The organism is Paenibacillus sp. BSR1-1, assembly GCF_030403775.1.
GTDB lineage: Bacteria > Bacillota > Bacilli > Bacillales > Cytobacillaceae > Neobacillus.
In genome coordinates this window covers 318,747-334,923 of the sequence record NZ_JAQMWQ010000003.1, presented here as the reverse complement: position 1 = coordinate 334,923, position 16,177 = coordinate 318,747, and the positions used below count along the sequence as shown (strand labels likewise).

Genomic DNA, 16,177 nt, shown 5'->3' with positions numbered 1-16,177 from the left:
TTACCGTGATCTTCGCGCAAAGTCAACAAAACGGAATTTATCAGGACGGTGCCTTGATTCTGTGTATTGGAAAAGGCTTGCATCATCTAAATAGACATAGTTTTTGATCACAACGATATTATGAAAGCCCTCCAAATCCAGAAGGGTCCGATCCTCGTTGGTAGGTTCTTCTACGACAATTTCTTTTCTAGCAAAACTGATGGTCATGTTTAGGTCGTTTTCAAGATACTGATAAATGGAATCCGCACAAATTTCCTCAGTTAAATGGGGAACATTCTTTTTACTTAAGAAGTCTTTATCTAAAATAATTTTTTCTCCGCCCATTTCTCGCGTTCTAACTACTTTCCAAACGAGGTCTTTGCTTGAAAGGTGAAGTTGCTGGCGAATATAGGTTTCGGGTTTGATTAAGCAAAACTCATTCACAATCGTTTTTGGTTTTCGGCCCATTTTTTGTGCCAGCTCTTTAAAGCTGACCAAGCCCGAAATGGGAAAATCAAACTTCGAAAGATCAATCACAATCGAACCTTTGCCTCTAACTTTTTGAATATAGCCATTTTGCGACAGCAAATTCAACGCTTTTCTAATCGTTTCCCTGGAGGTATTGAATTGTTCGGATAATTCATTCTCAGAAGGGAGAAGCGTCTGCGGTGGAATTTCACCGCTCTTTATTTGCTCGACAATAGTGTTATAAATGGTTAGATACTTGTTCGTCATGTTGACCTCTCCGTTCATTTTTTCAGGTGATACACAAACGACTCATATGGCCGCAGCTGGATTTCCCTTTTTAATGGAGGGGAATCTGTATAGTTTGAGATTAACATTTCACTAATATAATCATCAAGATGCAAATGGGCAGGGAGGGTGATTAATTTTTCGTTTCCATAAAAATTGTTTATGACCAGTAATTTTTCCGGTCCATTTTCCCTTACGTAAGCAAATATTTCATCATCCTGATCTAAAATTAACTCGAAATTGCCGTTCGTTATCACATCATATTTTTTCCTTAAGTGAATTAGCTTTTGATAGTGATAGAAGATGGATGACGGATCCAGAAGTGCGTTCTCAGCATTAATCTCTGGATAATTGTCCGCAGTTTCAATCCAAGGAGTTCCCGTCGTAAAACCTGCATGAAAACTATCATTCCATTGAACTGGAGTTCTAGAGTTATCCCGGGATTTTTGCTTAAGGACTTCGATAATTTCTAGTTCAGCCAGGCCTTCATTTTTCTTGATGCTATAAATATTGATCGATTCAACATCGCGGTATTCGTCAATCGAATCAAAGTCTGGATTAGTCATTCCGAATTCTTCCCCTTGATAAATATAAGGGGTTCCTTGCATCATATGCAAAGCTGTTGCCAGCATTTTAGCCGACTCTTTATAATATTTTTTGTCATCACCGAAACGGGATACTGCACGAGGCTGGTCATGGTTGCACCAGAAAAGGGCATTCCAGCCGCCGCCTTCATTCATTTCCACCTGCCACTTTGAAAGAATTTGCTTTAAGGCCTGAAAGTCAAATTCCGCCTTCGTCCATTTATCCCCATTCGGATAGTCTACTTTTAAATGATGAAAACTAAAAATCATGTTTAACTCTTCACGATCAGGGTTGGTATACCCTATACAGTTATCAATGGACGTTGACGACATTTCACCAACCGTCATGATATCGTATTTTGAAAAAACCTTTTCATTCATTTCATGAAGAAACTCATGAATCCTCGGGCCATCAGTATAAAACTTGCGTCCGTCACTGTCATCCTGAGGAAATTGCTGGTCCTTGGAAATAAGATTTATCACATCAAGCCGGAAGCCGTCGACACCTTTCTTAAGCCAAAAATGCATCATTTCATATAGAGCAGTACGGACTTGCTCATTTTCCCAGTTTAAATCCGCCTGGGTGACATCGAATAAATGAAGGTAATATTGCCCTGTTGTCTGATCATATTCCCAAGCAGAACCGCCAAATTTTGATTCCCAATTTGTCGGAGGCATGCCGTTTTCGCCTTCCTTCCAAATATAGAAGTCTCTATAGGGGTTATCCTTGGAGGATTTTGCTTGTTTAAACCATTCATGTTCAGTTGACGTATGGTTGATGACAATATCCATAATGATTTTAAGCCCGCGTTTATGAGTTTCTTCGAGCAGCCGATCAAAATCTTCCATTGTTCCATATTCTTCGTGAATCCGGTAGTAATCACTTATATCATAACCGTTATCACGCTGTGGAGATTGATAAATAGGGGTGAGCCAAAGTACATCGACACCAAGATTTTTTAAATAGTCTAGCTTCTCGATTATACCCTGGATATCCCCGGTACCATTTCCTGATGTATCATAAAAACTTTTTGGATAGATTTGATATACCACTGAATTCTTCCACCATGATGCTGCCAATTCAAACACCCACCTAAATTTTTTTAATTCTAATGTCAAATAGGAGGGAGTCTGTCTCCCTCCTAATGGAGTTTTATTTTTTTATAGAAAACTTTTTAACACCTGTTTTTGCAAAGATATTCGTTAAGATGAATGGAACCACAATCGCAATCAGCATACAAATTGCAAACATTGCCATATGTTTTGGCTGGATTGATAAAATACCTGGCAGACCGCCGACACCAATGGAGTTAGCCATTACACCGCTGGCTACGGATACGACACCTGCAATCATGGAACCAATCATCGCAGCAAGGAATGGGAAACCATATTTTAAATTGATACCGAACATCGCAGGCTCTGTTACACCAAGGTAACAAGAGATTGCTGCTGGAATGGATACTTGCTTTTCTTCCTCATTTTTACGATTAATAAAGATCATCGCAAGAACGGCTGAACCTTGGGCGATATTTGATAGGGCAATCATTGGCCATAGGTTTGTTCCGTGTAGTTCACTCATCAATTGAAGGTCAATCGCATTCGTCATATGGTGTAAACCTGTAATAACAAGAGGAGCATAGGCAAAACCAAAGATTGCTGCGAATAACCAGCCAAATGCTGATGTTAAGCTAGAGTAAACAACATGAGAGATGCCAGAACCGATAGACCAGCCGATAGGGCCTAGAATCGTGTGAGCAATTAATACAGTTGGAACTAATGCCAAGAATGGTACAACAATCATAGAGATTGAATTTGGAACAATTTTACGTAATCTTGTTTCCAAGAAGCCTAATACTATGCCCGCTAAAATCGCAGGAATTACTTGTGCTTGATACCCAATCATTTTAATGTGGGCAAAACCAAAATCCCATGTGGGAATTTCTTTTGCACCGGCAACTGCATAAGCATTTAATAATTGCGGCGATACTAGGGTAATACCAAGAACAATACCAAGGATTTGAGATGCACCCATTTTCTTCGCAACAGACCAGGTGATTCCAACTGGAAGGAAGTGAAATATTGCTTCCCCAATCAGCCATAGGAAGGAATGGACACCAGCCCAGAACTGGGATACTTCAATAATGGTTTTCGTGCCGTTATCTAATAATTTGATATCACCGATTACGTTTCGGAAACCAAGGATTAAACCGCCGACTACAAGGGCAGGGATTAATGGTGTGAATATTTCCGCTAAATGACCCATCATGCGCTGAAGCCAGTTTTGATTTTGCTTCGCTGCTTTTTTGGCTTCTTCTTTTGAAGTTCCATCTACACCACCTATTTTGACAAATTCGTTGTAGAAGCTGGAAACCTCATTTCCAATGATTACTTGAAACTGGCCCGCTTGGGTAAACGTGCCTTTTACTAGTCCAATTGACTCAATTTCTTTTACATCGGCTTTACTAGGATCATTGAGTACAAACCGCATTCTGGTTACACAATGGGTGACGGCTGCTATGTTTTCTTTACCGCCAATGTGTTTCAATAGATCTTTTGAAGGATCTGTGTACTTTGACATATGACTTCCCCCTGGTGAATGGGAATAACCCGATTCAAATTATTTTTTATATAGATATACAGGTGATGATGACGTTTTCAAATGGAAATTTAACAACCTGTATATACAAGTTTTGATTACGTTTTCATTCTAGCTTGTATATACAAGTTTGTCAACGAATTATTTTTAATAAAAAGGCTGAGTTAAAGAACATTGTTGATTTTTTAACAATGTTGATTGGAGCGGAAGGCGCGAAGACTCCTGCGGGAGGACGGGGCAGGGGAGACCCCGCAGCGCTTAAGCGCCGAGGAGGCTCCCCGGGCCGCCCGCGGAAAGCGAAGCGCCTGAAGCGCAAATCAACAGCCAAGTTTAACACAGCAAATAAAAAAATAACAATTGAGCCTTTTGAACCACTTTTACTCTTTACAGCTTTGAAGTGTTGAAAGAATATTAAGAAAATGGTAAAATAAAGATGTTTAAATTCTTCTGAGTTTAGACCTCCTAATGTGAGAGCTTAGCCTTGACCACTAAGTTCTCGTTGGAACCTTTGACTTTTGTTCAAAGGTTTTTTTTTGCTTCGAGGGCTTTTTGGTAAAATTAACAACAAAGCTTTATTCATTTTTATGGAGGAATGCAAGCAGTGAAATTCAAAACGATTCATCAGTGGGATGAGAAGGTATGGGAAATGGTCAGTCCTATCTATCATCAAGCATTTGCTCAGAAGGGCGCTAAACCTGAAAAAATTATTCGTAATATGTTTCGGAAAGAAATTTGCTTTTTACATATGGGATTTGTCGGTGACCAAGTAGTATCGATGGCGTTGACTGGAAAGCTGAAGGGTACCCAAGCCCTGCTGATTGATTATTTGGCTGTTCACCAGAATTTTCAAAACCAGGGGTATGGTTTGAAAACGATTCAGTATATTAAGGAATGGTCCATAACCTCCGAATCCTTTAATAGTTTGGTCATTGAAGTGGAATCCGAGGCAAAACCCGAGAATTTGGCAAGAATCCATTTTTGGCAAAAGAGCGGCTTTATTCTAACGGATTACATCCATCACTACATTTGGGTACCTGAGACGTACCAAGCGATGTTCTTGAAGTTATGGAATGATGCTGAGATCCATGCAGATGGGAAGCTGCTTTTTAAACATATAGGCCAATTTCATAAAGCTTCATATCAGGGTTCTTAGAATGTATTTACGTATAGGAAAATTAGCAATTAGAAAAAATAGTATTTGTTGACTTGAAACGTTTGTTCTGGAAACAAAGGAATTTTACTTACATAGATCGAATGATAAAAGTGGTATTAATTTTTAGAGGAGTGTTCAATTTGAAGGGACAAGCTACACCATATTTAATGTTTGATGGCAATGCAAAAGAAGCATTAGAGTATTATCGGGAAGTATTTGGCGGGGAAGTATTAAACCTGCAAACGTATGGCGAAGCGGATTATCCGACACCACCTGAGGCAGCGGACCGAATTATTCATGCTCAATTTAAAAAAGACGATTTATTTTTAATGGCTTCCGATGCTTTTCCAGGAAATCCGGTGACAGTCGGAAGTAATATCTCATTGGCCATTGAATTAGAGAGCGAAGAAGAAATTCAAAAAATTTATAACGCACTAAGTGAAAAAGGTACCGTTTTTATGGAATTGCAGGATACTTTTTGGGGTGCAAAATATGCAAAAGTGAAAGATGCATTCGGCATCATTTGGGACTTGAACCATCCTAAATCATAATAATGAAATGTAAAGCAAAAAAGAAATGCCATTCCCTCTTGAATGGCATTTCTTTTTTGGGGTCAATCCAAAAATCTGTCTTTCCATTCCGGAGAAGGGAGCAGGCAGCTTTCTATTTTACCAAACCATTTATAACGATTATTGGCGATAACCCCATAGACGAAATCTCTGAAGGGCTTAGGGATGAGTATGAGGAGTGAAAATAGTCGCCAAGTACCTCTCAACTTCCTGCAAACTCTTAATGCAGCAGTCGATTTTAGATAAGGTTTATTGTTCTCGATGAGTACAAAGCTATTCATAGCGGGATTTAAGCCGTATTGATTCAGAAGCTTTTGACCGGTTTCACCTTGGAGCGAAGCAAATTTAAAGGATTTATTGATATCTCGTTTTAAAATAAATTGCACACTATCATTGCAAAGATTACAGACACCATCAAATAAAACAATCCGTTCCACTATTTCACCTACTTCATCTCAGATGGCTCCATCATATCACAATATCAAACTAGTCCTGAATGAATTTATTCTTGCTACACGTTTAAACAATGGTAAAATTTAATTAGGGAAATATTAGCAGAAAAAACAGAACAGGGGGGCAAAAATTCTTGTGGGAAAATAATTTTACAAGGTTGCTTAAAGTTAAATATCCAATCATTCAAGCGCCGATGGCAGGGGGAATCACGTCCTCTGAGTTAGTGGCAGCCGTTTCTAACTCAGGGGCCCTTGGGATGATTGGGGCTGGCTATATGAGTCCTGAACAAGTCCGGCTTCAGATTAAAGAAGTTCAGCAGTTAACTGATAAACCATTCGGGGTAAATGTATTCGTACCTGCAAAATATGAAGCTGATGAAGAAAGGCTGCATATCGCCAAAACCTTATTACAGCCAATTTTGGAAGAACTGGGTGTTGAGGATAAAGTAACACTTCCAAGCTTTGAGGAAGACCTACAAAGTTTTCATGAACAACTAAAGGTTATTTTGGATGAAAATGTGCCTATTTGTTCCTTTACTTTTGGCATTCCACCGCTTGAAATGGTTAACAAACTTAAGGAAAACGGGGTCGTCTTAATCGGAACAGCCACAACGGTATCAGAAGCCCTTATCAATGAAAAAGCAGGGATGGATGCTGTTGTCGTTCAGGGAACAGAAGCAGGGGGGCATCGCGGGACATTTCACATTGAAAATAAGCATAGCTTAATAGGCTTAATGTCATTAATTCCACAAGTGGCAGATCAAATCAGCATTCCGGTTATTGCTGCTGGCGGAATCATGGATGGCAGAGGATTGATTGCTGCGAAATCACTTGGTGCCCTTGGGGTCCAAATGGGTTCTGCTTTTCTTGTTTGTGAAGAAAGCAGTGCAAACCCAATTCATAAAGAAGCGATTATTCAAGCAACAGAAGAGCAAATTGTAGTTACCAAAGCCTTTTCTGGAAAAATGGCTAGAGGGGTAAGCAATCGCTTCATTGAAAAAATGTCCAGTTTTGAAGATGAACTGCCAGACTATCCAATACAAAACGAATTAACAAAAGCGATAAGAAAAAACTCAAGCGCAAAGGGAAATCCCGAAAATATGTCCCTTTGGGCTGGTCAAAGCCCGAGGCTGGCACGGAAATTATGTGCTAGTGACCTAATCAATCAAATTGTAAATGAGGCGGAAATCGTACGCTCAAAACTATAAATCGCTTAAAAAAACTTCATATTTTGGGGGTGACGACAGCGTGAAAATTCATTTGAAGAAAGCACCCTACTTGCTTTTCCTGTTGGTGATTCCGCTTCTTGCCAAGATCTATCAATTATTAAATCTTGGTGCACAAAAGGGAGTTGACCTTTCAACACCCATTGATCATGCGATTCCGTTCGTATCGATTTTTATCATTCCGTACATTTTATGGTATGGATACATCTTTTGTTATTTAGTCTATTTTTGTTTTAAGGATACCAAGGTGTATCTCAAAACCCTAATATTAATCGTTGTTGCGGAGCTTATCTGCTTCATTATCTATTTCTTTTTCCAAACAACCGTACCGAGGCCCAGCCTTGAAGGGAATGATTTATTAACTAGTATGGTTCAATGGATCTATAAGAATGACCGTCCCTATAATTGTTTCCCAAGTATACATGTCCTTACCACATTTGCAGTGATGCTTGCTTCACTTCATATTAAAAATAAACATCTGATAAACAATTTATGTATTCATGTAACTGGAGGGCTGATTATCATATCAACCCTGTTTGTCAAGCAGCATGTTATTTTTGACATGATTGGCTCTATGTACCTGGTTTCCTTTTTATTTGGAATATCCTTTCAACGCTTATATTTACGTGTGCCCAATAAGTCGGAGACCGTTTATGTGGAAAACAAATAAAATTCCTTTAAAAAGAGTGTCGTTTTAGACACTCTATTTTTGTTATTGAATTAATAAGCTTGTTTCATTCATTGCCAAAAATTATTTGAGGATTCTATGTCATATGAACCGTTTTTATATGCTGAAGATTTACATAAACTGGGTCTTCTTTCGCGCTAATTAATTCAACAAAATTATTCTTGATTCCTTGGATTTTTCCTATTACATTCTCATTTTCACCTATATTGAATATAATCAGCTCTCCCGTTAATTTTTCAATTTGGACTTCAAACGATCTGGCAAAGGTTAGGTTGCTAGGGTTTACTGGAAGATTAGCATTGCTCAATCCATAAGGTCGTTGATTGTTTGTATATGGAATCAACCATTTTAGATGGTTAAGGGAAATAAACATCGTTTTATAAATGGGGGAGTAGAAAACAAAATAGTTATTCATAATGCTAATAATATAACCATGGAGTGCTTGGTTACTTGTTACATAAATTTCTGTGAAAATGCCTTTTGCTGCTGTTAAGGTTTTTCTTAATGAAATTTCTTCATTATGATTGTATATTGGCGTCAAATCGTCATTCAGGTTAATTTCATCTATTTCATCTTGTTTCAAAAATTGCCAATTTTGACAATGAATGGTTGGGATGTAAAGGTAATCATATCCGTTGAAAACAACCCATAGATCACTGCCGATATCACAGAGTATTCCGCTTATAAATTTCTTTCCGGAGATTTCTAGTTTAATATATTTACCGATATTATCTTTTAAATTCATCAACTCACATCCTTTCCTCTAAATTTCAATTTACAAAAAGAGCTGGGTTGAAACGGATTTGCAATGAATTAAAAATATTTCATCCCCACTCTTTTTTTGTAAATATCTTAGGATGTTTAAAGGTTCAGTGAAATCGTAGTGATTTTTGGGATATTTCATAAATGGTTTCATAAGCTATGAAATCTGCGCGTTAGAATCTTGTCTTATTGCTTCTATTTGGCCATCCTGAGAAGAATGAAGTTCTTTCCAATTCCCTTGGTGTTACAGGTTCACCAGAAAAACGGAAACCTCTGACTGGCTGTTCCACTTTTCTTGTTTCATCCTTTTTATTCTGAGCAGGTTCATTCTTTTTCTCTTCTGCAGCCTGTTTAGGTATAGTAACGATTTCTTTAGATTTAAAAACTGGTGCAATAGGTTCTTGTTTTTGCGTCACCTGGACTTCTTTTGCTTCTGTTACTACTTTTGCTTCTGTTACCACTTTTGCTTCTGCTACTACTTTTGGTTCTGTTACTACTTTTTGAGCTACAGGTTTTTCTTCTTTGATGTGCGTGTTTTTGTTCTCAACTGCTCGTTGTTTTTCTTGCTTTTGGATGTTTTCCACTGCTCGTTGTTTTTCTTGCTTTTGGATGTTTTCCACTGCTCGTTGTTTTTCTTGCTTTTGGATGTTTTGAACTTGTTCTTCTTTATGCTTTCTGATTTCATTGTTGATTTTTTGAGTTGTAACATCATTTAACTTTTTAGTAACATTCTTAATGGATTGAGACCAAACTTTTGTTTGTTGTTCTTTTTCTTCCGCGATAAATTTAACGTTTTCTTCGGATTTTTTCTCTACTTTGATTTCATTGGATGTTTTTTCTGCTTTGATCTCATTAGACGAAGAGGCCACTGGTTGTTTTGAAGATTCGGTGGAAGCCACTTGAGCGGTTACTTTCGCGTTCTTTTCCTTTTTATTATCTTCTGCTTTTACATTATCCTGTTTTTGTTTTACATTATCCTGTTTTTCAGATTGATTGGAGTTAGAGTTAGAGTTAGAGTTTTCATTTTCTTGGATAAAGCCTTTTAAAATATTTGAAATATGGGTCAGCTTAATTAAAATCCTTTCTTCACCACTAATCAATGTAGCATAATCAGTATCAACATGGCTCAATATACCGTTAAAGGACCGCTTGTTTAAGCACAAAATTGTTACCCAGGATTGTTTCAATGAATTCAATACTTCCGTTAAGCTTTGTGTTTTTAAGAATTCAGTTTCTGTATCTTCGCCTTGAAATTGTTTAGTATTCTTCGTGATTGCTTGAACCTGATCAAGACTATAATAAAAGATGTAGTTGTTTTCATTTTCTAAAATGACATGATCGGGTTCGACTCCAATAAGTTTTCCTTTATATACTTCTTCACCTACATATAGATTTACGTTGTAGCCTAGTAATAAATCTAATGTAGACGAGAAATTTTCTGTACCCATTAAATAATCCTCCTTTTATAATGTTGTCGCTTCTCCTTCGAGAAGCGACAAAGATGTTATCTTTTTTTATTTTGCATATTGGCTTTTTGAGGATTCAGACTTTACGACACGTTGTTTTGATTGTTGTTTATCAGAAGAAGACATTTTTTCTTGGCTGCTTTGGTTATTTGATTCTTCTTCCTCAGCCTTTTCAATTTTTAGTCCATAACTGATATTGCGGATATGGTACATGGAAAGGCGAACGATTTCCTCTTTGTTGATTAAGGAAACAAAATCGTTATTAATATCGCTTAGGACACCTTCTAATTTTTCCGGACCGCCCCGATTGATTTTGACCCATTGGAACTTCAAGGAATCTAACAGATCATGGAAGCTTTCTGATTGTTTGTACGTGAAACCTTCCGGAACTTCAATATTGAATTCCAGCTGTTCCTTTGCATTCTCCGTCACACTTTTAATATGATGGGTGTAGTAATAAACGACACCCTCATCTTCAGTGAGAAGGACTAGGTGATCTTCATTTACATCTAATAGCTTTCCGATTCTTGATTCTGGACCACCCCGGTCAATTTTTATAATTTTGCCGACCAAAGACTTCATCATGTCTTTATTCATAAAAGTTTTTTCCTCCTTTAAATTAAATAAACATTTACACTACATCAATATGTATCTCGGTGTGTTGTTGTACTAAACAAGTAGCCTTTTTTTATCGATTTTGAAAAAAATAGGCAAAAAAAAGTATATGATATTTAACCATATACTTTGTTACTTGATAAAAGTTGTTAATTCATCTTTAATGTAAGCATTTCTTTTTTGAATAAAATCAAAAATGACCTCTTTTTCTTCATCTATTTTGTCTGGAGTTGAAGTAATATATGGGTCTAAACTCATATAAGGTTTTAATGTTTCAAAAAGCTCATTAATAATGGGCTCTTGTACTTTAGAATTAAAGTGCTGATCCAAAATATTGGAAAGGATGTCCTTATATTTTCTCTTAAAAGGTGTTAGGTGCAGAAGCCTTGCTGTGAGGGTGTTATACCCAGTAAACGGAACGTAATCATATTCCATCAAGCGTCCGCGAATATTTCTTCCCCAAGTGCCATCATGATCCCATGGGCTAATTTCATATAATTGAGTTTTACCATTTTTATATAATGCATAATTATGGATAAAACCATCATAGTTTTGAGTACAAACAACTCCAGCAACCCATTTTAGATATTGATTGATGTCCAATACTTTTGGGATTTCTTTTTCAAATTCTTCATGACTTAAGGTGTTAATCATAGCAATAAATTGTTCTAATTCCTCTAGATCCTCTGTAGTTCCATATTTTATAGTATAGCCCTGGCTCAAACGGGTTTTCAGTTCCTTTTTTTTGGTTAGTAATGAGAAATTGGCTCGATTATTGGTTGCATAAATGATTGGTCCTTCTGGTAATTTCCTTTTTTCTAGGAGATATTGGTCAAACGATTCAATCTCTAGGTATATGCCTTTACAATATCCATTAACATATAGGAGCACATGCTTTGAATGTGGTGCAATAACACCTATGCGGTCAAATAAATCAAAGGAAAGTTTATTTCTGCTCATCGTTACATCAATGTATTCCGCATTTAGGATTATTTCATGGGCACCATCGACAATAGTTGGCTTTTCAAATAGGATACGATAAGATTTTTTTTTCTTATCTCTAATGACATTACCTCTATAGGAAATTTTAACTGAGTAGCGATTTTCTCCTATCTTTAATTCTGCTGGGACCAAGTCATCATTCCAAATGTCCTTATTTAATTTCCTTAACCATTTAGGATTGATATAAAGTTCATATTTTAACACTTGAATTCTCTCCTAAACAATATTTTTTTTAGATATATGCAGTTTACTCACCGTATGTGTTTATAAACTTAAAAAATATCGGGTTAAAATTATATGTTTGTCTATGGCAATTGCGCTGATTCTACATAAATTGGAATAGAAAATAAAATTATTTAGAAAGTGGTGGAAAAATGGTTTTAAAAATTGATATTTCAGACTTACTTTCCCAAGCAAAACAAAACGACGTAGTTGGCTTTATGGATAACAATCCTACAAGTAAAAGAAATAATAATGACTGCAGGGCTCAAATGAGTTCTTCAAGTTCCTCCAGCAGTCGGTCATCATCTAGCAGCAGAGGAAGAAGTACAGGAAGTGGCTCTGGCAGCGGTTCCGGCAGTGGTTCCGGCAGTGGCTCTGGCAGCAGTAGTAGAGGTAAAAAAGGTCCTGGTAAAGGTAAAGGTGGCAGCTCCGGTAGCAGCGGCTCCGGTAGCAGCGGCTCTGGCAGCCGTGGAAGCAGCAGCCGTGGAAGCAGCAGCCGTGGAAGCAGCAGCCGCGGAAGCAGCAGCCGCGGAAGCAGCAGCCGTGGAAGCAGCAGCCGTGGAAGCAGCAGCCGTGGAAGCAGCAGCCGTGGAAGCAGCAGCCGTGGAAGTGGATCTGTAGGAGGCACAGGTACTGGTTCTGGCAGCGGTTCTAGCAGCAGGGGTTCTAGCAGCAGGGGTTCTAGCAGCAGAGGTTCAGGCAGCAGAGGTTCAGGCAGCAGGGGTTCTGGCAGCAGGGGTTCTGGTAGTAGCGGTTCCGGCAGTAGCTCTGGCAGTAGAGGTAAAAAAGGTAAAGGTGGCAGCTCCGGTAGCAGCGGCTCTGGTAGCAGCGGCTCTGGCAGCAGCGGCTCTGGCAGCAGAGGTTCAGGCAGCAGAGGTTCTGGCAGCAGGGGTTCTGGCAGCAGGGGTTCTGGCAGCGGTTCTAGCAGCAGAGGTTCTAGCAGCAGAGGTTCTGGCAGCAGAGGTTCAGGCAGCAGAGGTTCAGGCAGCAGGGGTTCTGGCAGCGGTTCCGGCAGCGGTTCCGGCAGTGGCTCTGGCAGCAGAGGTAAAAAAGGTAAAGGTGGCAGCTCTGGCAGCTCTGGCAGCTCTGGCAGCAGAGGTTCCGGCAGCAGAGGTTCAGGCAGCAGAGGTTCCGGCAGCAGAGGTTCAGGCAGCAGAGGTTCCGGCAGCAGAGGTTCCGGTAGCAGAGGTTCTCGTGGAAGCAGAGGTTCCCGTGGAAGCAGAGGTTCCCGTGGAAGCAGAGGTTCCCGTGGAAGCAGAGGTTCCGGCAGCTAAAAGAGCAGTAGGGATTAAGGTAAGTAGCAATATTCAATTTCACAAGCCATAAAAGTAGACGCCGATACTGATCATCAGTATCGGTTATTTATTTATTATTTCCAATAACTTAATAAATTCTAATTTTCTTCGAATTCATCGTACATAAGCCTAGTGATCTCCCATAGTGATATCTGCCTATATAGAAAAAAATAGGTAAAAATCTATATGAATTTTTATAGATTAATGCTGATTTATTACATATCCGAGATATTCGTTTAGGTCAAGCCTCATAAAAGGGACGTACTATAGAGCAAGGACAAGAAATGAAGAAACGGAAAATTAAGAACGAAACTCTTTGAAGGGAGTAAATTAATTTTTATGTACCATCAATCGACGGTTCTCATTACCATATTTGCTTTTATTCTAACAATGGTTATGATCTTTATCCGTCCAAAAAACATGAACGAAGCAATTCCGGCAACGATAGGAGCCATCCTTGTTTTTTTAAGTGGAAGCGTTTCAACAGGAGATTTACTAGATATCAGCTCCAAGGTAACCGGAGCTGCGATTACTATTATCGCGACTATTGTTATGGCAATTGTGCTTGAAAGCTTTGGCTTCTTTAACTGGACGGCAGCTCTTATGTTGAAATTATCAAAAGGGAAAGGTATTCGCCTATATTGGTTGACCTTACTGCTCTGTTTTCTAATGACGCTTTTCTTTAATAATGATGGCAGTATATTAATAACAACACCAATATTAATTTTAATATTAAATAATCTAGGATTGAAAAATAAACAAAAAATACCATTCCTGTTGAGCGGAGCGTTAATTGCAACAGCATCAAGTGCACCGATTGGTGTTAGTAATATTGTGAATCTAATTGCATTAAAAATTATTGGAATGGACCTATATCTCCAAACAGAAATGATGTTTGTGCCAGGGGTAATTGGATTACTTTTCCTTTCCTTATTATTGTTCCTAGTATTTAAGAAAGACATTCCCCGCGAGATCGGCCACCATTCCTTTTGTATCCCGTTACAAAAAAACCGGCGATACCACCCATTGCAGAATAATAGAGAAGATTTATTTAATCAACAACAAAAGCTCATGATTAGTATGCTGATCTTTGTATTTTTTGTAAGAATTAGTTTATTTGCCGCATCCTTTGTTGGCATATCGGTATCCTTGGTCGCCGTACTCGGGTCAATCATTTTATTAATCTGGAGATGGGTGTATTTAAAGACCAATCCTAAGGACGTCGTCAAAAAGATTCCTTGGCATATTTTGATATTTGCTTTTAGCATGTATGTTATCATTTTTGGTTTACACAATATTGGCCTTTCAAGCTTTTTGATAAACCATCTCAAACCAATAGTCAACGACAGCTTATTGCATGCCAGTTTAACCATGGGATTGATAACAGCACTGCTTTCCAACATCTTTAACAATCACCCCGCATTAATGATCTCAACCTTGGCGTTAACGGATATGGGATTAAACCCGCTCCTAATAAAAACTGTTTACCTCGCGAATATAATTGGCAGTGATGTCGGCTCGCTGATTCTTCCAATCGGAACTTTAGCAACGCTAATTTGGATGCATATCCTCAAGAAAAATAAGATTAGAATAACCTGGATGGAATATATTAAAGTGACAGCCCTTGTCATTCCGCTAACGTTGGTCTTTACGCTCATTTGTTTGTATTTATGGTTATTACTCGTTTTTGTTCCATAATTTTTGCCAGGATTCATCGAAGGATGAGTCCTTTTTAATTTTTATTTTTAGCATTAATTTGTTATCGGAGGTCCATACTATGGCCAAATGAAAAATCGAGAACGATGGAATTCGGAGGAGTTCATTTTGATTGGCCTGCCAGTATCGATTGGAATTACCTTAATCCTTTGTCTATTTTTCTTCTTTCAACATAAAGCATTGTCCTTTTTACAAAACTCAATGGTTTATATGGTCTTAGCCATGGCCGCAACCAATTATAATACGATAATGACAATCAATTTGGATAAGATTGAATCAACCCAAGATCCATTTTTATTTATCGCTTTTCTCTTATATCGGGACATCTTGATTCCTATAATTGTGCTTCTATTTGTTAATGCATTCTTAAATGTGGGAGATACATACAAAAAGAGTTTGTCCTTTTTATTCTTTTTACTGCTCTTAAATGGACTTGAATTTTTGTTTATTTATTTCAAGATCATTCGGTATACCCATTGGACTCATATTGGTGGTTTTATTGTCCATTGTTGTTATTTGCTCATTGGTTTAGTACTCACCAGACTTGTTTTATATGCTCAAAAAAGGAGCAAAGACCATGAAAGTGGTATATGATACATCCTTTGATTGGAATGAATGGTTTGTTATTGTCAGTATCATTGGATTAAATGTGATTATATTCGTTTTACCAAAAATTTTTCCGTTGATAGAAGGGATAGCTTATTATCTATTTGGAATTTTCTTTGTTACCTTTTTTGATCATACCACCAGTGTCAGCCCCTGGGATCTATATGATGTGAATGATAAATCCAGTTATGAGGTAATGGATTTTTTAACTTATGTCATGAACGGACCCTATGGTTATTTTTTTGTGTATTTTTACAAAAGGTTAAGAATCAAAGGTTTTTATACAATTCTATATATCTTAATTTGGTCCGGTTTTTCGGTCTTAATTGAATGGATCGGCCTAAAAATCGGTCTCTATCATTATGAGAAGGGTTATAAAATGTATTGGTCCTTTCACGTTTATATGATAATACAAACCATTCTTCTCATTTACTTTTCACTTTCTTCATCCTTGAATAATAAAATAAATGGATAATTCAGTGTTAACAAGGAA

17 protein-coding genes are annotated in these 16,177 nt (G+C 37.9%); 8 read left to right on the top strand and 9 right to left on the bottom strand.

Translation table 11 applies throughout. The annotated features are described in order from the left end of the window. The 3 genes from treR to treP all read right to left on the bottom strand — a co-directional run bounded on the left by treR (position 1) and on the right by treP (position 3,894). On the bottom strand, positions 1-714 hold the full coding sequence (treR, locus tag PH210_RS07340) for a trehalose operon repressor (protein ID WP_289984273.1): 714 nt from the start codon (positions 712-714) through the stop codon (positions 1-3). A 14-nt stretch (positions 715-728) separates the two neighbouring features. Next, the gene (gene treC, locus PH210_RS07335) at positions 729-2,396 is read right to left on the bottom strand and encodes an alpha,alpha-phosphotrehalase (RefSeq protein WP_289984272.1); all 1,668 of its coding nucleotides are present in this window, start codon (positions 2,394-2,396) and stop codon (positions 729-731) included. 73 nt (positions 2,397-2,469) lie between these two features. Beyond that, positions 2,470-3,894, bottom strand: coding sequence for a PTS system trehalose-specific EIIBC component (gene treP / locus PH210_RS07330; protein ID WP_289984271.1), 1,425 nt, complete (start codon positions 3,892-3,894; stop codon positions 2,470-2,472). Between the two features lie 619 nt (positions 3,895-4,513). Here treP and PH210_RS07325 point away from each other — a divergent pair. Both PH210_RS07325 and PH210_RS07320 read left to right on the top strand, forming a co-directional pair. Next, positions 4,514-5,065 (top strand): GNAT family N-acetyltransferase, encoded by a 552-nt coding sequence (locus tag PH210_RS07325; RefSeq protein WP_289984270.1) that lies wholly within the window; start codon positions 4,514-4,516, stop codon positions 5,063-5,065. Positions 5,066-5,205: 140 nt separating this feature from the next. Next, positions 5,206-5,616: a VOC family protein gene (locus tag PH210_RS07320; RefSeq protein ID WP_223590111.1), complete on the top strand. Its 411-nt coding sequence runs from the start codon at positions 5,206-5,208 to the stop codon at positions 5,614-5,616. A gap of 62 nt (positions 5,617-5,678) precedes the next feature. On the opposite strand, the gene PH210_RS07315 is transcribed toward PH210_RS07320, so the two are convergent. After that, positions 5,679-6,071 carry a thiol-disulfide oxidoreductase DCC family protein gene (locus PH210_RS07315; RefSeq protein WP_289984269.1) on the bottom strand — a complete coding sequence of 131 codons (393 nt, stop codon included), beginning with the start codon at positions 6,069-6,071 and terminating at the stop codon, positions 5,679-5,681. 149 nt (positions 6,072-6,220) lie between these two features. Here PH210_RS07315 and PH210_RS07310 point away from each other — a divergent pair, with 149 nt between their 5' ends. Both PH210_RS07310 and PH210_RS07305 read left to right on the top strand, forming a co-directional pair. After that, complete coding sequence (locus PH210_RS07310; protein ID WP_289984268.1) at positions 6,221-7,294, top strand: NAD(P)H-dependent flavin oxidoreductase; 1,074 nt, start codon at positions 6,221-6,223, stop codon at positions 7,292-7,294. 40 nt (positions 7,295-7,334) lie between these two features. Continuing rightward, positions 7,335-7,982 (top strand): phosphatase PAP2 family protein, encoded by a 648-nt coding sequence (locus PH210_RS07305; protein ID WP_289984267.1) that lies wholly within the window; start codon positions 7,335-7,337, stop codon positions 7,980-7,982. 94 nt (positions 7,983-8,076) lie between these two features. Here the strand turns inward: PH210_RS07305 and PH210_RS07300 are convergent, their stop codons facing one another. The 5 genes from PH210_RS07300 to PH210_RS29740 form a co-directional block, all read right to left on the bottom strand. Further along, positions 8,077-8,745 (bottom strand): YwrJ family protein, encoded by a 669-nt coding sequence (locus PH210_RS07300; RefSeq protein ID WP_289984266.1) that lies wholly within the window; start codon positions 8,743-8,745, stop codon positions 8,077-8,079. A gap of 190 nt (positions 8,746-8,935) precedes the next feature. Then, entirely contained in the window at positions 8,936-10,210 is a 1,275-nt protein-coding gene (locus tag PH210_RS07295; RefSeq protein WP_289984265.1) for a hypothetical protein, read from the bottom strand. A gap of 66 nt (positions 10,211-10,276) precedes the next feature. Continuing rightward, the gene (locus PH210_RS07290; protein ID WP_289984264.1) at positions 10,277-10,825 is read right to left on the bottom strand and encodes a YwrJ family protein; all 549 of its coding nucleotides are present in this window, start codon (positions 10,823-10,825) and stop codon (positions 10,277-10,279) included. 150 nt (positions 10,826-10,975) lie between these two features. Continuing rightward, the gene (locus tag PH210_RS07285; RefSeq protein ID WP_289984263.1) at positions 10,976-12,049 is read right to left on the bottom strand and encodes a CotH kinase family protein; all 1,074 of its coding nucleotides are present in this window, start codon (positions 12,047-12,049) and stop codon (positions 10,976-10,978) included. 324 nt (positions 12,050-12,373) lie between these two features. Continuing rightward, positions 12,374-12,682: a pentapeptide repeat-containing protein gene (locus PH210_RS29740; RefSeq protein WP_354669968.1), complete on the bottom strand. Its 309-nt coding sequence runs from the start codon at positions 12,680-12,682 to the stop codon at positions 12,374-12,376. Positions 12,683-12,862: 180 nt separating this feature from the next. On the opposite strand from PH210_RS29740, the gene PH210_RS07275 reads away from it, so the two are divergent. The 4 genes from PH210_RS07275 (at position 12,863) to PH210_RS07260 (ending at position 16,159) form a co-directional block, all read left to right on the top strand. After that, positions 12,863-13,393, top strand: coding sequence for a hypothetical protein (locus PH210_RS07275; protein ID WP_289984260.1), 531 nt, complete (start codon positions 12,863-12,865; stop codon positions 13,391-13,393). A gap of 308 nt (positions 13,394-13,701) precedes the next feature. Next, entirely contained in the window at positions 13,702-15,060 is a 1,359-nt protein-coding gene (locus PH210_RS07270; protein ID WP_289984259.1) for an arsenic transporter, read from the top strand. A gap of 126 nt (positions 15,061-15,186) precedes the next feature. Then, positions 15,187-15,672 carry a hypothetical protein gene (locus PH210_RS07265; RefSeq protein ID WP_289984258.1) on the top strand — a complete coding sequence of 162 codons (486 nt, stop codon included), beginning with the start codon at positions 15,187-15,189 and terminating at the stop codon, positions 15,670-15,672. After that, positions 15,656-16,159 carry a hypothetical protein gene (locus PH210_RS07260; protein ID WP_289984257.1) on the top strand — a complete coding sequence of 168 codons (504 nt, stop codon included), beginning with the start codon at positions 15,656-15,658 and terminating at the stop codon, positions 16,157-16,159. Before PH210_RS07265 ends, PH210_RS07260 begins: the two co-directional genes overlap by 17 nt. The last annotated feature ends 18 nt before the right edge of the window (positions 16,160-16,177 follow it).